Raw genomic sequence first — 16,171 nt, forward strand, 5'->3', positions numbered from 1 at the left:
AAGGATCAGAGACCGACGACGCCTGGCAGGCCGCCGATGTCCTGGATCTCGGTGTAGCGGTAGGCCGGGTTGCCCGGTCCGTGGCCGCGATTGACGAACACCTTGTTGACGATGCCGATGTCGTCCGCCGACATCAGGTCGTAGCGCAGGCTGGACGACACGTGCAGCACGTCTTCGGGGTTGCAGCCCAGCGAGTCGAGCATGTATTCGAAGGCCTGCAGGCGCGGCTTGTAGGCCTGGGCCTGCTGTGCGGTGTAGACGCGGTGGAACGGCGCGCCGAGCATGGCCACGTTCTTCTGGATCTGGTCGTCCGAGGCGTTCGACAGAATGACCAGCGGGATTTCCTTGGCCACCTTGGCGAGGCCCGCGGCCACGTCGTCATGAGGGCCCCAGGTGGGCACGGCGTCGTAGTACTTCTGCCCGTCGCTGTCGCGGTACTGGATCTTCCATTTCCTGCACAGGCGCCGCACCGCGTTCTTCAGCACCACCTCGTAGGGCTGCCAGGCGCCCAGCACTTCGTCGAAGCGGTAGGCGGTGAAGTCGGTGACGAACTGCTCCATCTGCTCGGGCCGGATGCGGTCGGCGAAGAGGTCGACGGTCAGCTCCTTCATGCGGAACCGGGTAAGGGTGCCGTAGCAGTCGAAGGTCACGTATTTGGGACGGAAAGTCATGGTCTCTGATCCTGTGTAAAGGGTGGGAAATGCGACGAACTGATGACGAACTAATTACGAAGCGATTGCAGCACGCCCTCGCTCGAGGTATGTAGGGAAAAACGGTGCTTGGCGAAACGAAGCTGCGGTTTGCGGGGGCAGCGACGGCATGCCATGCGGTGTGCCCTTGATGCGTGCGGCCGTGCACCTTGGTGCGTCACCGCAAAGCCGATGAGCACGCTTTTGAACCGCAGGTTGGCCTCGGCCGCCCGGCGTTTCAGCTCCTTGCAGATGGATGTTTAGCGGGTCGAAGGCTTGCATGGCGCAGGTCGTAGGAAGTGGCGGTCGATCCTAGGCAGGTTGGCGCAGCATTTGTGTGCGTATGCGAGCCCACCGCCGCAGCGAATTGCGAAACCGGGGCATGCGGCAACCGAAGCTTGCAAGTTGCAAAAGAGGGCCATTTCGGTCTGGTGCGGCGCCGCAATGTCGTCCAAGATGGATGCGCCATTCCTTCGCAACAGAGAGTTTTCCCTATGCCCGAACCTACTTCGAACGCACCCGCCGTGGACGGCGTGGTGCTCAGACCGATGACGGCCGCCGACCTTCCGCATGCGCATGCGCTGTCTGCCGAGTTGCGCTGGCCGCATCGCCCCGCGGACTGGGAGCAGATGTTCGCGCACGCCGACGGCATTGCGGTCGAACGCGACGGCGAGATCATCGCTACCGGCTTGCGCTGGCGCTGGGGCGAAAGCCACGCCACCATCGGCCTGGTGATCGTCACGCCTGCCTGCCAGGGCCGCCGCATCGGGCATCGGCTCATGAGCGCATTGCTCGAAGGGCTCGAAGACCGCACGGTGCTGTTGCACGCCACCGCCGAAGGGCGGGGTCTTTACGAACGGCTGGGCTTCGTGCGTACCGGCGAGATGCGGCAGCACCAGGGCATTGCGCAGCCGGCACCACTGGTTGCGCTGAAGCCGGGCTGGCGCCTGCGGCCCGCGGGCCTCAACGAACTGCCCGCGCTGCAGGCGCTCGACGCAGCATCGCGGGGCATGCCGCGCGATGCACTCATCGCCGAGCTGCTGCAAAACGCCGATGCCTGCGTGGTGCTCGACCACGACAACCAGCCGAAGGGCTTCGCCATGCTTCGGCGCTTCGGGCGGGGCCATGCCATCGGCCCGGTGGTCGCGCCGGATGCCCAGGGTGCGAAGGCGCTGATCGCGCATCTTGCGAGCCTGAACGCCGGTAACTTCACGCGCATCGACATCGACTTCGACAGCGGGCTGGCCGAGTGGCTCGAAAGCATCGGGCTCTTGCGCGTGGATGCGCCGACGACGATGGTGAGGGGTGAGTCGCTTGCCGTTCCGCCGGGCGGGCCTTCGCTTTTTGCCATCGTTACGCAGGCCGTGGGCTGAAGGAGCCGCCTGTGAAAACAACGACCTTTCTCTACAAGTCCGATCCCGTGCGCGGACGCCAATGGGCCGAGGTGTTCGGCCGCCACCGGCCCGACATCGACTTTCGCATCTGGCCCGACATCGGCGATCCGGCGAAGGTGCGTTTCCTGGCGGCCTGGGAGCCGCCCAAAGACATCGCCGAGCTCTTCCCGAATCTCGAGGTGCTGTTCTCTTCAGGCGCGGGAGTCGACCAGTTCGACTTCTCAGCGTTGCCGCCCGAGCTGCCCGTGGTGCGAATGGTCGAGCCGGGCATCGTTCGCGGCATGGTCGAGTATGTGACGCATGCGGTGCTCGGTCTGCATCGCGACATGCCGCAGTACCGGCGCCAGCAGCAGGAAGGCCAGTGGAAGGCGCTGCCGGTGCGGCCCGCCGGCGAGCGGCGCGTGGGTGTTCTGGGGCTGGGATCGCTCGGCCAGGCGGTGCTGGCGCAGCTGGTCTCCTTGGGTTTCGTCTGCGCGGGCTGGAGCCGCTCGCGGCATGAAGTCGAAGGCGTGCAGTGCCATGCGGGTGCCGACGAGCTGCCCGCGTTTCTTGCCCGCACCGACATCCTCGTGTGCCTGCTGCCACTCACCGATTCGACGCGCGGCTTTCTCGATGCGAAGCTGTTCTCGATGTTGCCCGTGGGCGCGGGCCTGGTGCATGTGGGCCGCGGGCCGCACCTGGTAGAGGCCGACTTTCTGGCAGCACTCGCCAGCGGGCAGATCGGCGATGCGGTGCTCGACGTGACCGACCCCGAACCGCTGCCGCCCGCGCATGCCTTCTGGCGCCATCCGCGTATTCAGCTCACGCCGCACATCGCGAGCATGACGCAGCCGCTGAGCGCCGCGGAGGCTCTGCTCGACAACCTGCGCCGCTTCGAAGCAGGCGAGCCCATGGTCGGCCGGGTGGACCGCGCCAAGGGCTACTGAAAAAAAAGCCCGACCGCATGATGTGCTGTCGGAGGGCGCATAACCGCAGCGTGCTTCGCGCAGCACCCCCAAAGCAGCACCACGCCATGCGGCGGGCCGCCTAAGCTGAGGGCATTCGAAAGCTTCCTTCGCTCTCGCTTTACTCGACACCGCCATGACGCATCCCACCGCATTGCCGCACCTCGCCACGCTCGACGCCATCGACCGGGCCCACCTCATCCATCCCGTCTCGCCGTGGCGCACCCACGAGCAGCGCGGCCCCACCGTGCTGGCCTCGGCCCGCGGCGCATGGCTCACGGATGCGAACGGGCATGAACTGCTCGACGCTTTCGCGGGCCTGTGGTGCGTGAACGTAGGCTACGGCCAGGAGAGCGTGGTGCAAGCCGCGGCCGACCAGATGCGGCGCCTGCCGTACGCCACGGGCTACTTTCACTTCAGCAGCGAACCGGCCATCCGCCTTGCGGAAAAGCTGGTGCAGATCACTCCCGCTTCGCTGACCCGCGTGTACATGACGCTCGGTGGCTCCGAAGCCATCGATGCCGCCGTGCGCTTCATCGTGCAGTACTACAACGCCATCGGCAAGCCATCGAAAAAGCAGTTCATCGCGCTGGAGCGCGGCTACCACGGCTCTTCGTCGACCGGCGCGGGGCTCACGGCCTTGCCGGCCTTTCATCGGGGCTTCGACCTGCCGCTGCCCACGCAGCACTACATTCCGTCGCCCAACCCGTACCGCCACGCCGAAGGGAGCGACCCGCAGGCGCTCATCGCCGCCTCCGTGGCCTCTCTGCGCGCCAAGGTGGCCGAACTCGGCGCCGAGAACGTGGCCGCATTCTTCTGCGAGCCGATCCAGGGCTCGGGGGGCGTCATCGTGCCGCCCAAGGGCTGGCTCAAGGCCATGCGCGATGCGGCGCGCGAGCTCGATATTCTCTTCGTCGTGGACGAAGTCATCACCGGCTTCGGCCGCACCGGCCCCATGTTCGCCTGCGAGGCCGAAGGCGTGGAGCCCGACCTGATGACCATGGCCAAGGGCCTGACATCGGGCTATGTGCCGATGGGCGCGACCATGATGTCCGAGAAGATCTATGCCGGCATCGCCGACGGCGCGCCCGCGGGCGTTTCGGTGGGCCACGGCGCAACCTACTCGGCCCATCCGGTGAGCGCGGCGGTCGCGCTCGAAGTGCTGCGTCTCTACGAAGAGGGCGGGGTGCTCGCCAACGGCCAGCGCGTTGCGGCGCATTTTGCGGCGGGGCTCGATGCGCTGCGCGCGCATCCGCTGGTGGGCGATTCGCGGCACCGCGGCCTGCTGGGCGCGCTGGAGCTGGTGAGCGACAAGCAAAGCAAGCGCGGCTTCGATGCATCGCTCGGGCTGGCGGACCGCATCTTTGCCGCGGGCTACCGCAATGGCCTGGTGTTCCGCGCCTTCGGCGACAACATCCTGGGCTTTGCGCCGGCACTGACTTTCACAGAAGACGAGTTCGCCCAGATGTTCGTGCGCCTGAAGAAAACGCTCGACGAGGTGCTGGACGCCGCCGACGTGCGCGCGGCGCTGGCCGCCTGACCGGGAAAGTACTGCCCCAGGGCTCCGCCGGCAAAGCAGAATCGGACTTTCTCCGTTACTCAGGACCGCTATGTCTGAAGCTTTCAAGATCGACCGACTCGACCTGCGCATCCTGGCCCAACTGCAGCAGAACGGGCGCATGACCAACGTCGACCTGGCCGACGCGGTCGGCCTGTCGCCCAGCCCTTGCCTCATCCGGGTGAAGCGGCTGGAGCAGGCGGGCTACATCGCCGGCTACGGCGCGCACCTGCGGCTCGAAAAACTCGGCGACACGCTCACCGTGTTCACCGAGGTCACGCTGCAAGACCACCACCGCGAAGACTTCGTGCGCTTCGAGGCCGCGATCCGCGAGGTGGACGAGGTGCTCGAATGCCATCTGGTGAGCGGCGGTTATGACTACCTGCTGCGCTTTCTGACGCGCGGGGTCAACCACTACCAGGAAGTGATCGAGGAACTGCTCGAACGCAACATCGGCATCTCGAAGTACTTCAGCTACATCGTCATCAAGTCGCCGTTCATCAAGACGCATTGCCCGATCGAGCGGCTGTTCCCACACCCGCGCTGATTGCGTCTGGAAGGGCAGGGCTTGCCCTGGTCGTATCGCGGTTCGCACAAGCAGTCGTGCGCCCACACACAAGTGCGGCGGCGGCGCAGCTCCTACGCTCACATGGTGCGGTGCAACAGGCTGGCGTGGTGCCAGCCGGTTTGCGCCGTCTCCACAGGAGCCTCGGACCATGCAAACCCTTCCCCTCCCGGCCGGACGCTGCGTCCGGCTTCGCGCGCTCGCACTGGCCGGCATGCGCGCTGCGGCCGCTGTGTCGATCGGCCTGTCGGCCCTTGCGCTGACCGCCGCACCCGCACACGCCGAGGCCGTCAAGGCACCGGCGGAATGCGCCACGCTGCAGGCCAAGTACCCGCAATTCAAGGGCAAGACGCTGGTCAACGCGATCAACCCGCACACCCCCGGCTACGAAACCATCGATCCCAAGGATCCGAGCAAGTACATCGGCTTCGACATCGACCTGGGCGAGACCATCGGCGGCTGCCTGGGCTTCAAGCTCACCTACAAGCCCGTGACCTTTGCGGCGCTGCTGACCACGCTGCAGGCCGGGCAGGCCGACATCGTCATCTCTGACATCTACGCCACCGAAGAGCGTGCCAAGGCGGCCGACTTCATCACTTACTCGAAGGTGTTCGACGGCGTGCTGGTGGCCAAGGGCAACCCGAAGAAGATCACCGGCATCAACACCTCGCTGTGCGGCACCGTGGCTGCCGAGAACACCGGCTATGTCGAGGTGCCGCTCATCCAGGCGCTCGCGCCGCAGTGCAAGGCCATGGGCAAGCCTGAGCCCGAGGTCCAGCTCTACGATAACAACCAGAACTGCATCCAGGCCATCCTCGCGGGTCGTGCGGACACCTACATCAACGACGTCAATACGGTGGACAGCGCCGTCAAGGCCTACCCGGACAAGCTGGAGAAGGCGGCCGCGGTGACGCTTCCGTACTCGGTGGGCATTGCCGTGCCCAAGGGCAAGCCGGAGTTCCGCGACGCGGTGATGGCCGCGCTGGTGGCCATACAGAAGGCCGGAATCCAGACCGAGTTGCTCAAGAAGAACGGCCTGCCGGTCGAGAACCTCGAGGCGCCGCGCCTGCTCGTGGCGAAGTGAAATGAGGCCCCCACGCTCACTCCGTTCGCTGCCCCCCGAGGGGGCTGTCAGTACCTTCGGAACGGCCGGGCGGTACTGACATGGACCTGTTCCTCCATTACCTCTCCATGCCCTACCTGATCCAGGGCATCGTCTTCACGCTTGCAGCCACTGGCATCGGGTTGGCGGGCGGGGTGGTGGTGGGGCTGGTGCTTGCGGCAATGCAGCTCAGCCGCTTCAAGCCGCTGGCCGCGTTTGCCCGGGGCTATGCGGTGATCTTCCGCGGCACGCCGCTGGCGCTGCAGATGATCTTCTTCTACAACGCGCTGCCGCACGTGGGCATCGTGCTGCCCGGGCTCCTGGCCGCCGGCCTGGCGCTGGCGTTCAACGAGGCCACGTTCATCGCCGAGATGTTCCGCTCGGGCGTCGTCGGCGTCGACCGCGGCCAGGTGGTGGCCGGGCAGGCGCTGGGCATGACGCCGCGCGTGCTCATGCGCCGCATCATCGCGCCGCAGGCGCTGCGATCGATGATTCCGGCGATGGGCAACGAGGCGGTGAGCACGCTCAAGAACTCCTCGCTCGCCTCGGTGATCGCGGTGCAGGAACTCACGCTGCGCAGCTCGCAGCTGGCCTCGTCGACCTTCGATTTCTTCTCGGTCTTCTTCGCTTCCGGGCTGATCTACCTGATGCTGACCGGCGCGATCAGTCTGGTGCAGCTGGCGCTCGAAGCGCGCTTCGACCTGGACCGCCCGCAGGCGCTGAGCGGACTGGCGCGGTGGCTGCCGTGGCGCCGTGCCGCGGCATCGTCCGCCAGCCCTTCGGTTTCGAAAGAAGACGCAGGCGCAGAGGTTTCAGCGGTCGAGCCTGAGGATGCGGCCCCCGTTGTTCGGCCGCTTCCCGCCGCATCGTCCAGCGAACGCACGGCCCGCGCTTCCCGGCTGGCCGATGCGCCGGTGGCCTTGCGCATCAACGGCGTGTCCAAGGCCTATGGTCCGCAGGCCGTGCTCAAGGATTTGAGCCTGACGGTGCACGCCGGCGAAGTGGTCGCGCTGCTGGGACCGAGCGGCTCTGGCAAGAGCACGCTCCTGCGCTGCATCAACCATCTCGAAAGCTGGGACGCGGGACAGGTCCATGTCGGCGGCCAGCGCCTGGGCTACCGGCCCGACGGCCAGTTGATGACCCCGAGCGACCTGGCCCGCGAGCGTGCGCGCCTGGGTGTGGGCATGCTGTTCCAGCAGTTCAACCTGTTCGCCCACCTGACGGCGCGGGAGAACGTGGCCGGCCCGCTGCGCTGGGTGCACGGCTGGACGGCGGAAGACGCCGACCGGCGCGCACGTGAACTGCTGATGCGCGTGGGCCTGGCGCACCGCGCCGAAGCGTTGCCGCGCCACCTGTCCGGCGGCCAGCAGCAGCGTGTCGCCATCGCCCGTGCGCTGGCGCCGGGGCCGAGCATGCTGCTGCTGGACGAGCCCACGTCGGCACTCGACCCCGAACTGGTCAACGAGGTGCTGGAGGTGATCCGGCGCCTGGCCGTCGAGGAAGGACTGACGATGGTCATCTCCACCCACCAGCTGCGGTTTGCGGCCGAGGTGGCTGACCGCGTGGTGTTTCTTTCCGGCGGCCGCATCGTCGAAAGCGGCCCGGCGCTCGAGGTGCTGCAGCACCCGCGGCAGCGCGAAACCGCCCGATTCCTGAGCGTGATGTCGGCCGACGTGCTGCCGGTCGCTTCGACACCCGTGCCCGCCTGAGCCCGCCCCTATAGGACCCCATGAAACACCACATCCTGCCCGTCTCCCCCCAGACCATCCACTGGGGCTATTTCAGCAAGGCGGTCGCGCCGTCGCTGGTCGTGAAGTCCGGCGACCGCGTGACCATCGAGACCCTGACGCACCATGCGAACGACGATCACGAGCGCATGATCGCCGGCGACCCCGGCGCCGAATCGGTGTTCGCGTGGACGCGCGAGCACAAGGCCGTGCCGCGCCGCGGCGCCGGTCCGGTAACGGGGCCCTTCAAGCTCGGCGAGGGCGAAGGCGTGGGCGTGCATTTGCTGACCGGCCCGGTGGTCATTGAAGGCGCGGAGCCGGGCGACGTGCTGGAAGTGCGCATCCTCGACGTGCGGCTGCGGCCCAGCTGCAACCATTGCTATGCGGGCCGTTGCTTCGGCTCGAACGCGGCCGCGTCGTGGGGCTTTCATTACCGCGACCTGATCGAAGAGCCCAAGCCGCGCGAGGTGGTGACGATCTTCGAGCTCGACACCTCGGGCGAGCCTTTCGCACGTGCCGTGTACAACTACGTGTGGACGCCGCAGACCGACCCCGACGGCGTGGTGCATGCCACCATCGGCTACCCCGGCGTGCCGGTCGACCACACGCTGGTGCGCAAGCGGGAAGACATCCTGCGCAACGTCAAGGTGCCGGCGCGGCTGCATTTCGGCACCATGGGCCTTGCGCCTTCGGAGTCCGATTTCGTCAGCTCCATTCCACCCAGCTACACCGGCGGCAACATCGACGACTGGCGCATCGGCAAGGGTGCGCGCATGTACTACCCGGTGGCCGTGCCCGGTGCGTTCTTTTCGGTGGGCGACCCGCACGCGGCGCAGGGCGACAGCGAGCTGGGTGGCACGGCCATCGAGACCTCGCTGACGGGAGACTTCGAATTCATTCTGCACAAGCAGTCCGAACTGGGCGGCACCTTGCTCGAAGGCCTGGACCATCCGCTGCTGGAGACCGAAGAGCAATGGTCCGTCTACGGCTTTACCTACCCCAACTACCTGGCCGCTCTGGGGCCCGACGCGCAGACGGCGATTGCCGGCAAGTCGTCGCTCGACCCGGCTATGCGCGATGCCTTCCGCAAGCTGCGCCGCTTTCTGATGACGGTGCACCGCCTCAGCGAGGATGAAGCCATTGCATTGCTGTCGGTGGCGGCCGACTTCGGCGTGACGCAGGTGGTGGACGCCAACTGGGGCGTCCATGGTTCGATCCGCAAGAGCGTCTTCACGAACCGTTGACTGCCGCAGCCGCAGCCGCCGGCAACTGGCGGCCGGCAAACAGTGACTTGCGGATGACCGCGTGCACGCCCCAGTTGCCGTCGACGACTTGCGTCACGCCGAAGTCGACGGCAACCGACATCAGCGAAATCGCCTCGTCTTCGCTCAGCCGCATGGCGGTCATCAGGAAGCGCCGGGTCTTGCGGAAGGCATCGCGCATGGCCGGGTCGAGCGAAGACTTTTCGTAGATCGCGCTGCGTGCCTTGTCGCCGAATTCCTTCAGGTAGTTCGGGTGGCTGAAGCCATGGATCACCCATTCGTCGGCAGTCTCAACCAGCGGGTAGTCGATGTCGGCGTAGGGTTCGCCCTGCAGCTGATCGGCCTTGTGCAGCACGATCTGGAAGACGCCGGTCAACGAGCATTCGATGGCCGTGCCGCACAGTTCGCTGTCGCCCTGCGAGGCGTGCGGATCGCCCACCGACAGCAGCCCGCCGTCGACCCCGACGCGCAGGTAGACGGTGGCGCCCTTGGCGATGCGCCAGTTGTCGAGGTTGCCGCCGAAGCATGAGGGCGGCACCGAGTCGACGAGGCCGGTCTCGGCGGGCGCGACGGCGATCACGCCGAAGTGCGGGCGCACAGGAATAGTCACGCCCTGGAGTACGCCGTGGTTCTCGATGATCGATGCGCGGTCGACCGGAATGCCGGGATAGTCGATGGTGGGGTGCAGCACGCCGTTTGGGTCGAGTTGCGGCGTCCAGCGAAAGTTGTAGACGGCGTGGGCGCACGCATGACCCTGGCTGCAGTCGACCTCGTAGATCGTCACCACCTCGCGCTGCCGGGGCTCCTCGATCAGGTCGTCGTAGTGAAAGCCCCACCACGCGGCGGCATTGCTGCCGAAGGCCCGGCCTTCGTACTTGGCGTCGGCCGCGAGGCGTGGAGCGAGATCGAGGATGCGCACCTCCAGCACGTCGCCGGGCTGCGCGTCCTTCACGTAGATGGGCCCGGTGCAGATGTGCACGCCAAAGCCCTCGCCGCTGCCCCGGCCGTAGATCGATGCATCGGTGGGACCGGCGCCGCGGCGGTCCACGGCCTTGTGCTCGCGCGTCCAATGAAAAACGCTTTCGGCGCCGGAGTCGCCCTTGATCATGCGCTCGTGGTCGTCGTAGGCGTGCTGGGTCAGCGTCTCGATCGTCACGATGTCGCCGGAGGCAATGGTCAGCACAGGCGGAATCGAGCGGCCGAAGTAGCCCCAGTGAATGGTTTGCGCGGTGGCCGGCAGATGGTGGTGATGGCCCGTCGCGGCGCTGGTGTCGTGCGGCACGGCCGCTGCCGCTTGCGCGGCAATTCCGGTGGTGCCGGTGGCATCGCCTGCCGCTGCCCGCGTGTCGATGCGCGCGGTGAAGGGCACCGGGTCCTCGGCCGGAGACTCGAAGTAGCCCGAAGGCCAGCCGCGCCGTATACGCTTGCGCAGCGACTGCTGGCTCACCTCGTTGGCCTGCTGCCGGTATTGCCGTGGCGACATGCTGTAGCGGTCGCGGAAGCAGTGGCTGAAATGCGCCGGGTCATTGAAGCCCCAGCGAAAGCAGATGTCCGAGATCGACAGGTGTCCGTACTGGCGGTTCGCGAGGTCGGCGCGGCACCGTTCGAGGCGGCGCTGGCGCACATAGGCGGTAAAGGTCTGGCCAAGGCCTTCGAAGAGTTTCTGCACCAGGCGCTCGGACACGCGCCCGTGGGCCGCGACGGCGGCCAGCGACAGCGATGCATCGCTCAGGTTGGCATCGACGTACTGGCAAAGCCGGCGCACCGTGGCAGCCTGGGTGCTGCTGATGGTGGGCAGGGTGGTGTCCCGTTGTGCGGCCAGGCTGGTTGCAATGAACTCCGACAAGGCGGACTCGACCGGTGCGACGTCGTCATCGCTCAATGTGTCGAAGGCGTCGGCCAGCGCGGTCAGCGTGCCCGCGAACATGCGGCCCAGGCCCGCCCGGCCTGGCAAGTGGCCGAGCGCGAAGCCAGGGTTGCCGGGCAGCCGCGCCTTCAGGCTGGCGCGTGGCATGGACACCATGAACTGCCGGAAGTTGGAGCGGAAATCCAGCCCCGCCTGCGCCTGGGCCGGTCCGAAGACGATGTCGCCGGGAGCCAGTTCGATCGTCCGCTGGCCGTCGTGCAGCGCGGCATCGCCGCTCAGGTGCAGCGCGAGCCAGATGGCGTCGGCCGTGTCGCCCAGCCGCTGGATGGTCTGCGGCGACGAGGTGATGCGCGCCATGCCGACCCCGCGTGCGGTGCGGCCCGCCGTCAGGGTGCCGTACAAGGGAGCCGCTGCCGGCGCCATTTCGGGCCTGAGACGGTGCAGATGCAAGGCATCGCGCCAGGCGTGGGGCCGCTGGTGCACCGGATAGGAGTCGGTCGAGAACTGTTCGAACTGCACGGCGGCGCTTTCTGGTTGCTTGCGCAGAGTGCGCAAGACACGTGCCACGCGCCATGCCCGAAGTTGGCACGCTACTGGCTTGCCGCAGGTGCATGTCGAACTCCGGGGCCCGGGGCGGCAGCCGCACCGACAGCGGCTGCCGCAGCCGCCTCAATTTGCCGCGATGTCTCCCATCTTCCACATGATTGCCGGTGCACCAGAACCGGTCGCTCCTTTCAGCCACGCGGTCGAAACCGACGGCTGGGTGTTCGTTACCGGGCAGATGCCTTTCACCGGCGTTTCGCTGGACGCGCCCTATCCCGAGGGCATCGAGGCGCAGACGCGCCAGGTATTGAAGAACCTCCAGACGGTTCTGGCCGGCTGCGGGCTTGGCCTGGAGCACGCGCTGTCGGTTCGCGTCTATCTGACGCACTTCGACGAGGACTATGCGGCGATGAACGCGGTCTATGCCAGCCATTTCGCGAGCGGGCGAAGGCCCGCCCGCACCTGCGTCGGCGTGACGGGGCTGGCCAAGGGCGCGCGCATCGAGATCGATCTCGTGGCACGGCGCGGCGGCACGCAGTCCGCGGCCGACGACCTGCCCCGCTGAAGGAACGCACCCACGGGTGCGATGGGTGCTCGAATGCCACCTGGTGAGCGGCGGCTACGACTACCTGCTGCGCTTTCTGAAGCGTGGCGTCAACCACTACCAGGAAGTGATCGAGGAACTGCTCGAACGCAACACCGGCATCTCGAAGTACTTCAGCTACATCGGCAGTAATGGTGTTGCCCTATGCCGGAGTCGTGCACGACGGCAGAATGCGACCAGCAGCATGGGTGATCGGGAGGGCCGACCGGCGCGCGGGCGTTCGCGGATCAGCTCGAACGTCCAGTTCCCAACACTCGTTTCAACACGACATGAACTCAACTTCCGTCCGCCAAGCCGTTCTGGCCGATCTCGATGAGCTCTCCACGCTCTTTGACCAGTACCGGCAGTTCCAGGGACAGGCAAGCGATGTGGCCGCCGCACGTTCGTTTCTGCGCGAAAGGTTCGATCACGGAGAGTCGGTGCTTTTCATCTGCCACGACGGCACAACGGCCGTGGGATTTGCTCAGCTCTACCCGAGTTTTTCTTCTGTCTCGCTCTCCCGGGTCTTTGTCGTGAATGACCTCTTCGTTCAGGAGTCGGGGCGTCGCAAAGGCTTGGCGTCCAAGCTGCTCTCGGCCCTCGAGTCCTATGCCTGGTCGCTGGGATCCGCTCGCGTGACGTTGAATGTCGCGCGTGGCAACACTTCGGCCCAGAGGCTCTACGAGGAGAGGGGCTGGAAGCAGGACGATCAGTTCTTCATGTATCACCGATTCCCGGAGAGCCTTTCATAAAGGGCAGTGCCGCTTCTGGGCCAGAAGCAGCCTCACGGAAATCACGATTCGCGGCGCAGCGGGTCCTCGCTTGGGCTAGCTTCGGTCCATTGCTCCTTCCGCGGGCCGCGATTGTTTGGGCTTGCCAAAATGTGATTTCGGGCATTGCGTCTTTATCGACGCACGTCCGGTCACTAAAGTTCAGATCACGCACAAGGACATCGCCTTTGCGAACTACTGAAAGGCAGCTATGAATCAACCCGAATTCTTTGTCACCCCAGGATATGGGCCCCGCCAGCATGAGGCGCTGCACTACTCGCAAGCCGTGAAAATCGGCGACCGTGTCGAGATCTCCGGCCAGGGAGGCTGGAACGATGAACTGGAGTTCCCCGAGTCGCTCGAGGAGGAGATCGCCCAGGCATTCCGGAACGTCGAGAAGACCCTGGCGACCGCCGGGGCGCACTGGGGCCATGTCGTGCATGTGAACACGTACCACGTCGGAGGATTTCCTCCCGAGGTGAATCAGACAATCGCGCGGCTATACCGCCACTACATGCCGGACCACGCCCCCATCTGGACCGAGGTCGGGGTCGCTGCACTCGGAGCACCGGCCATGCGGTTCGAAATACGCGTCACGGCCGTGATTCATTGATCACTCGCGCGGCCCCCACCGCCATTCATGAATGGAGACGCTGAAATGCCCGAAGATCACAAGACAATTCTCGCGACCGCCAACGCCGCCATCATGGACGGCGACTTCGAAGGGTTCTTGAAGTGCTGCACCGAAGACACCGTCTGGAACTTCGTGGGTGACACGATCCTGCGAGGCAAGCAGGCCGTTCGCGAGTGGATGGCGGTCACGTATAAAGAGCCGCCCCGCTTCCAGGTTCATCACATGATCGGCGACGGCGACTTCGTTGCCGCGCTCGGCGAGATCACGTTGACGGACGAGGAGGGGAACACGCGGCCCCATGCGTACTGCGATGTCTGGCGATTCCGTGATGGCAAGATGGCCGAACTGCAGGCTTTCGTCGTCCTTGCCTCGTAAGGGCGGCGGGAATTGGAGGAGGCCGCTTGTCGCCTGCAATTCAGGGAGGTAATGTGACCGACACCAGGAACATACGCATGCTCGCGCGCTACACGGCTTGGGCCAACTCGCGCCTTTTCGGCGTGCTGGCCGAGCTGCCCGAGGGCGAGACCAGCGCGAGTAAGGCGCCCATACTGGACGATATGGTCAAGACGTTAAATCACGCGTACGTGGTTGACCTCATCTGGAGGGCTCATCTCGAGGGAAGACGTCATGGCTTCACGTCGCGCAACACAGATGTGCAGCCAGGCTTTGAGGAGCTGCGCAGTGCCCAAGCGCTCATTGACGATTGGTACGTCAAGTATGCCGATCAAATCTCCGGCGAGGCGCACGATGAAATCGTGCATTTCGACTTCGTCGACGGTGGTCAAGGGGCAATGACCCGGGGCGACATACTGCTCCATGTGGTGAATCACAAAACCTATCACCGCGGATACGTCGCGCAGATGCTGTACCAAGCGTCATTTCGCCCACCCACCATGGACTTGCCGGTGTTCTTGAGAGATGTTCCGCTCGTCTTTTGAGCAATCGAGTCCGGTGCAGATAGGGAGCTTCAACGGTTGAAGGGGAGCGCTATCTCGCCGGAAGTGGCGGGCGATTCTTGCGGTACGAGTTCTTGACCGCAATCTTTCCCTCCCGGAAAGTGAACACGTCGCAGCCGTTGACCTCGACGCGCGAGCCGTCCGCCCGCGTTCCGGTGAAGGTCCATTCGGACACCCCGCGGTCGCCGCAAACGAAGTGATGAGGGTAGAGCCACCGCGCGTCGGGAAAAGTCTTCCAGGCGTCGGAGAAGCCGGCCTGAACGGCCTCTCTGCCGATGTACGAGGTTCCGCAAACCTCGGGGCCGGCGGACGCTTCGAACACACAGTCGTCCGTCATGAAGCTCATGAGCGATTCAACATCGTGCCTGTTCCAGGCATCGGCGAAGGCCTGCAGGGTTGCAACAGTGACATTCATACTTCACCTCCAATCTGGTGCGACTTGGGGATTGTTGCTCGCCCATGCTGAGCGTCAAGCCGGTGCGTAGGCACCTGTGCCTCCTGGCCAGGCCGTGAGCACTTCATATCCCTCGGGCGTCACGGCGACCATGTGTTCCCACTGTGCGGACAGAGATCCGTCCTTGGTCACGACGGTCCACCCGTCGGGCAATTGCCTGGTTTCGCGTTTGCCGGCGTTGAGCATCGGTTCGATGGTGAAGACCATCCCCGGCTCCAGCTCGAGGCCTTCCCCGCGCCGCCCGTAGTGCAGCACTTGCGGTTCATCGTGATAGACCTGCCCGATGCCGTGGCCGCAGTATTCGCGCACCACGCTGAAATGCTCCCGCTGGGCGACCATCTGGATGGCATGGCCAACATCGCCCAGCGTCGCGCCAGGCTTGACCTGCCGGATGCCGGCCAGCATGGCTTCGTAGGTTGTCTCCACCAAGCGCCGAGCCAGCACGCTGGGGGCTCCGACGAAGTACATGCGACTGGTGTCACCGAACCAGCCGTCCTTGATGACCGCGACATCGATGTTGATGATGTCGCCCTTCTTCAGAATCTTGGTCGGAGAGGGGATGCCGTGGCAAACCACCTGATTGACGGAGGTGAGGATGGTCTTCGGATACCCCTGGTACCCCACGTTGGCTGGAATGGCGCCCTGGACATTCACGATGTGATCGTGGCAGATGCGATCGAGCGCCTCCGTGCTCACCCCCGGCACGACGTAGGGCTCGACCACACTTAGAACCTCTGCGGCAAGGAGGGCGGCCCGCCGCGCCATCTCGAGTTCCCCGGTGGACTTGATGGGAACACCGTGAGCCATCAGTGCTTCCCCGTCGAGGATGCGCGTGGCTTGCCGGGAGGGGGCGTGACAGCCACGGTAATGTCCAGGCCCCCCGCGAGTTCGGCTCGTATCAACAGTTGGCAGATTTCCCGGTGGTCCAACTCCGGGTGCATCTCGGTCAGCATGCCGACGCGCATCCAGTGCTCTGCCTGCGCATTGATGGACCTGCTGAGCGCGTTCCCAGCCACGCGCAGGTTCTCGTGCATCAGGTCCGAAATTTTTACGATACCCATCAGTGGCCTCTGTATGAAATGTATATGAAGTATATACGTTTCGTATGGCGTAGCATTCTCCG

General features: G+C 65.4%; 16 protein-coding genes and 2 pseudogenes. 13 read left to right on the forward strand and 5 right to left on the reverse strand.

Annotated elements, in window-relative coordinates:
- Positions 1-5 precede the first annotated feature (5 nt).
- Positions 6-671, reverse strand: a complete 666-nt coding sequence (locus ABIC94_RS25805) for a haloacid dehalogenase type II (RefSeq protein WP_354375839.1) — start codon at positions 669-671, stop codon at positions 6-8.
- A gap of 512 nt (positions 672-1,183) precedes the next feature.
- Here ABIC94_RS25805 and ABIC94_RS25810 point away from each other — a divergent pair.
- The 7 genes and pseudogenes from ABIC94_RS25810 to ABIC94_RS25840 all read left to right on the forward strand — a co-directional run.
- Complete coding sequence (locus ABIC94_RS25810) at positions 1,184-2,062, forward strand: GNAT family N-acetyltransferase (protein ID WP_354375840.1); 879 nt, start codon at positions 1,184-1,186, stop codon at positions 2,060-2,062.
- Between the two features lie 11 nt (positions 2,063-2,073).
- On the forward strand, positions 2,074-3,009 hold the full coding sequence (locus ABIC94_RS25815) for a 2-hydroxyacid dehydrogenase (RefSeq protein ID WP_354375841.1): 936 nt from the start codon (positions 2,074-2,076) through the stop codon (positions 3,007-3,009).
- Positions 3,010-3,163: 154 nt separating this feature from the next.
- Positions 3,164-4,567 carry an aspartate aminotransferase family protein gene (locus ABIC94_RS25820; protein WP_354375842.1) on the forward strand — a complete coding sequence of 468 codons (1,404 nt, stop codon included), beginning with the start codon at positions 3,164-3,166 and terminating at the stop codon, positions 4,565-4,567.
- Between the two features lie 70 nt (positions 4,568-4,637).
- On the forward strand, positions 4,638-5,132 hold the full coding sequence (locus tag ABIC94_RS25825; RefSeq protein WP_015865681.1) for an Lrp/AsnC family transcriptional regulator: 495 nt from the start codon (positions 4,638-4,640) through the stop codon (positions 5,130-5,132).
- Between the two features lie 169 nt (positions 5,133-5,301).
- The gene (locus tag ABIC94_RS25830; protein ID WP_354375843.1) at positions 5,302-6,234 is read left to right on the forward strand and encodes an ABC transporter substrate-binding protein; all 933 of its coding nucleotides are present in this window, start codon (positions 5,302-5,304) and stop codon (positions 6,232-6,234) included.
- Between the two features lie 80 nt (positions 6,235-6,314).
- Complete coding sequence (locus tag ABIC94_RS25835; RefSeq protein ID WP_354375844.1) at positions 6,315-7,961, forward strand: amino acid ABC transporter permease/ATP-binding protein; 1,647 nt, start codon at positions 6,315-6,317, stop codon at positions 7,959-7,961.
- Positions 7,962-7,984: 23 nt separating this feature from the next.
- Positions 7,985-9,223 (forward strand): annotated as a pseudogene (locus ABIC94_RS25840) (acetamidase/formamidase family protein); the annotation flags it as partial.
- Here the strand turns inward: ABIC94_RS25840 and ABIC94_RS25845 are convergent.
- Positions 9,210-11,627: an acetamidase/formamidase family protein gene (locus tag ABIC94_RS25845; protein ID WP_354375846.1), complete on the reverse strand. Its 2,418-nt coding sequence runs from the start codon at positions 11,625-11,627 to the stop codon at positions 9,210-9,212. The pseudogene ABIC94_RS25840 and the gene ABIC94_RS25845 overlap by 14 nt on opposite strands.
- Before the next feature lie 163 nt (positions 11,628-11,790).
- Here ABIC94_RS25845 and ABIC94_RS25850 point away from each other — a divergent pair, with 163 nt between their 5' ends.
- The 6 genes and pseudogenes from ABIC94_RS25850 to ABIC94_RS25875 all read left to right on the forward strand — a co-directional run bounded on the left by ABIC94_RS25850 (position 11,791) and on the right by ABIC94_RS25875 (position 14,576).
- Entirely contained in the window at positions 11,791-12,216 is a 426-nt protein-coding gene (locus ABIC94_RS25850; RefSeq protein ID WP_354375847.1) for a RidA family protein, read from the forward strand.
- 25 nt (positions 12,217-12,241) lie between these two features.
- Positions 12,242-12,379 (forward strand): annotated as a pseudogene (locus tag ABIC94_RS25855) (Lrp/AsnC ligand binding domain-containing protein); the annotation flags it as partial.
- Between the two features lie 145 nt (positions 12,380-12,524).
- Positions 12,525-12,986, forward strand: a complete 462-nt coding sequence (locus tag ABIC94_RS25860) for a GNAT family N-acetyltransferase (protein WP_354375848.1) — start codon at positions 12,525-12,527, stop codon at positions 12,984-12,986.
- A gap of 229 nt (positions 12,987-13,215) precedes the next feature.
- Positions 13,216-13,617 (forward strand): RidA family protein, encoded by a 402-nt coding sequence (locus ABIC94_RS25865; RefSeq protein ID WP_354375849.1) that lies wholly within the window; start codon positions 13,216-13,218, stop codon positions 13,615-13,617.
- 45 nt (positions 13,618-13,662) lie between these two features.
- Positions 13,663-14,013, forward strand: a complete 351-nt coding sequence (locus ABIC94_RS25870; protein WP_354375851.1) for a nuclear transport factor 2 family protein — start codon at positions 13,663-13,665, stop codon at positions 14,011-14,013.
- Positions 14,014-14,090: 77 nt separating this feature from the next.
- Positions 14,091-14,576, forward strand: a complete 486-nt coding sequence (locus ABIC94_RS25875; RefSeq protein ID WP_354375852.1) for a DinB family protein — start codon at positions 14,091-14,093, stop codon at positions 14,574-14,576.
- Positions 14,577-14,625: 49 nt separating this feature from the next.
- Here the strand turns inward: ABIC94_RS25875 and ABIC94_RS25880 are convergent, their stop codons facing one another.
- The 3 genes from ABIC94_RS25880 to ABIC94_RS25890 are packed head-to-tail and all read right to left on the reverse strand — an operon-like array spanning position 14,626 to position 16,109.
- A complete protein-coding gene (locus ABIC94_RS25880) occupies positions 14,626-15,009 on the reverse strand; it encodes a nuclear transport factor 2 family protein (RefSeq protein WP_258508338.1) in 384 nt (127 codons plus the stop codon).
- Between the two features lie 54 nt (positions 15,010-15,063).
- Positions 15,064-15,855: a type I methionyl aminopeptidase gene (gene map, locus ABIC94_RS25885; protein WP_354375853.1), complete on the reverse strand. Its 792-nt coding sequence runs from the start codon at positions 15,853-15,855 to the stop codon at positions 15,064-15,066.
- Positions 15,855-16,109, reverse strand: coding sequence for a ParD-like family protein (locus ABIC94_RS25890; protein WP_354375854.1), 255 nt, complete (start codon positions 16,107-16,109; stop codon positions 15,855-15,857). The genes map and ABIC94_RS25890 overlap by 1 nt, the downstream gene beginning before the upstream one ends.
- Positions 16,110-16,171: the final 62 nt, after the last annotated feature.

This window comes from Variovorax paradoxus, assembly GCF_040544635.1.
Taxonomy (GTDB): domain Bacteria; phylum Pseudomonadota; class Gammaproteobacteria; order Burkholderiales; family Burkholderiaceae_C; genus Variovorax; species Variovorax paradoxus_R.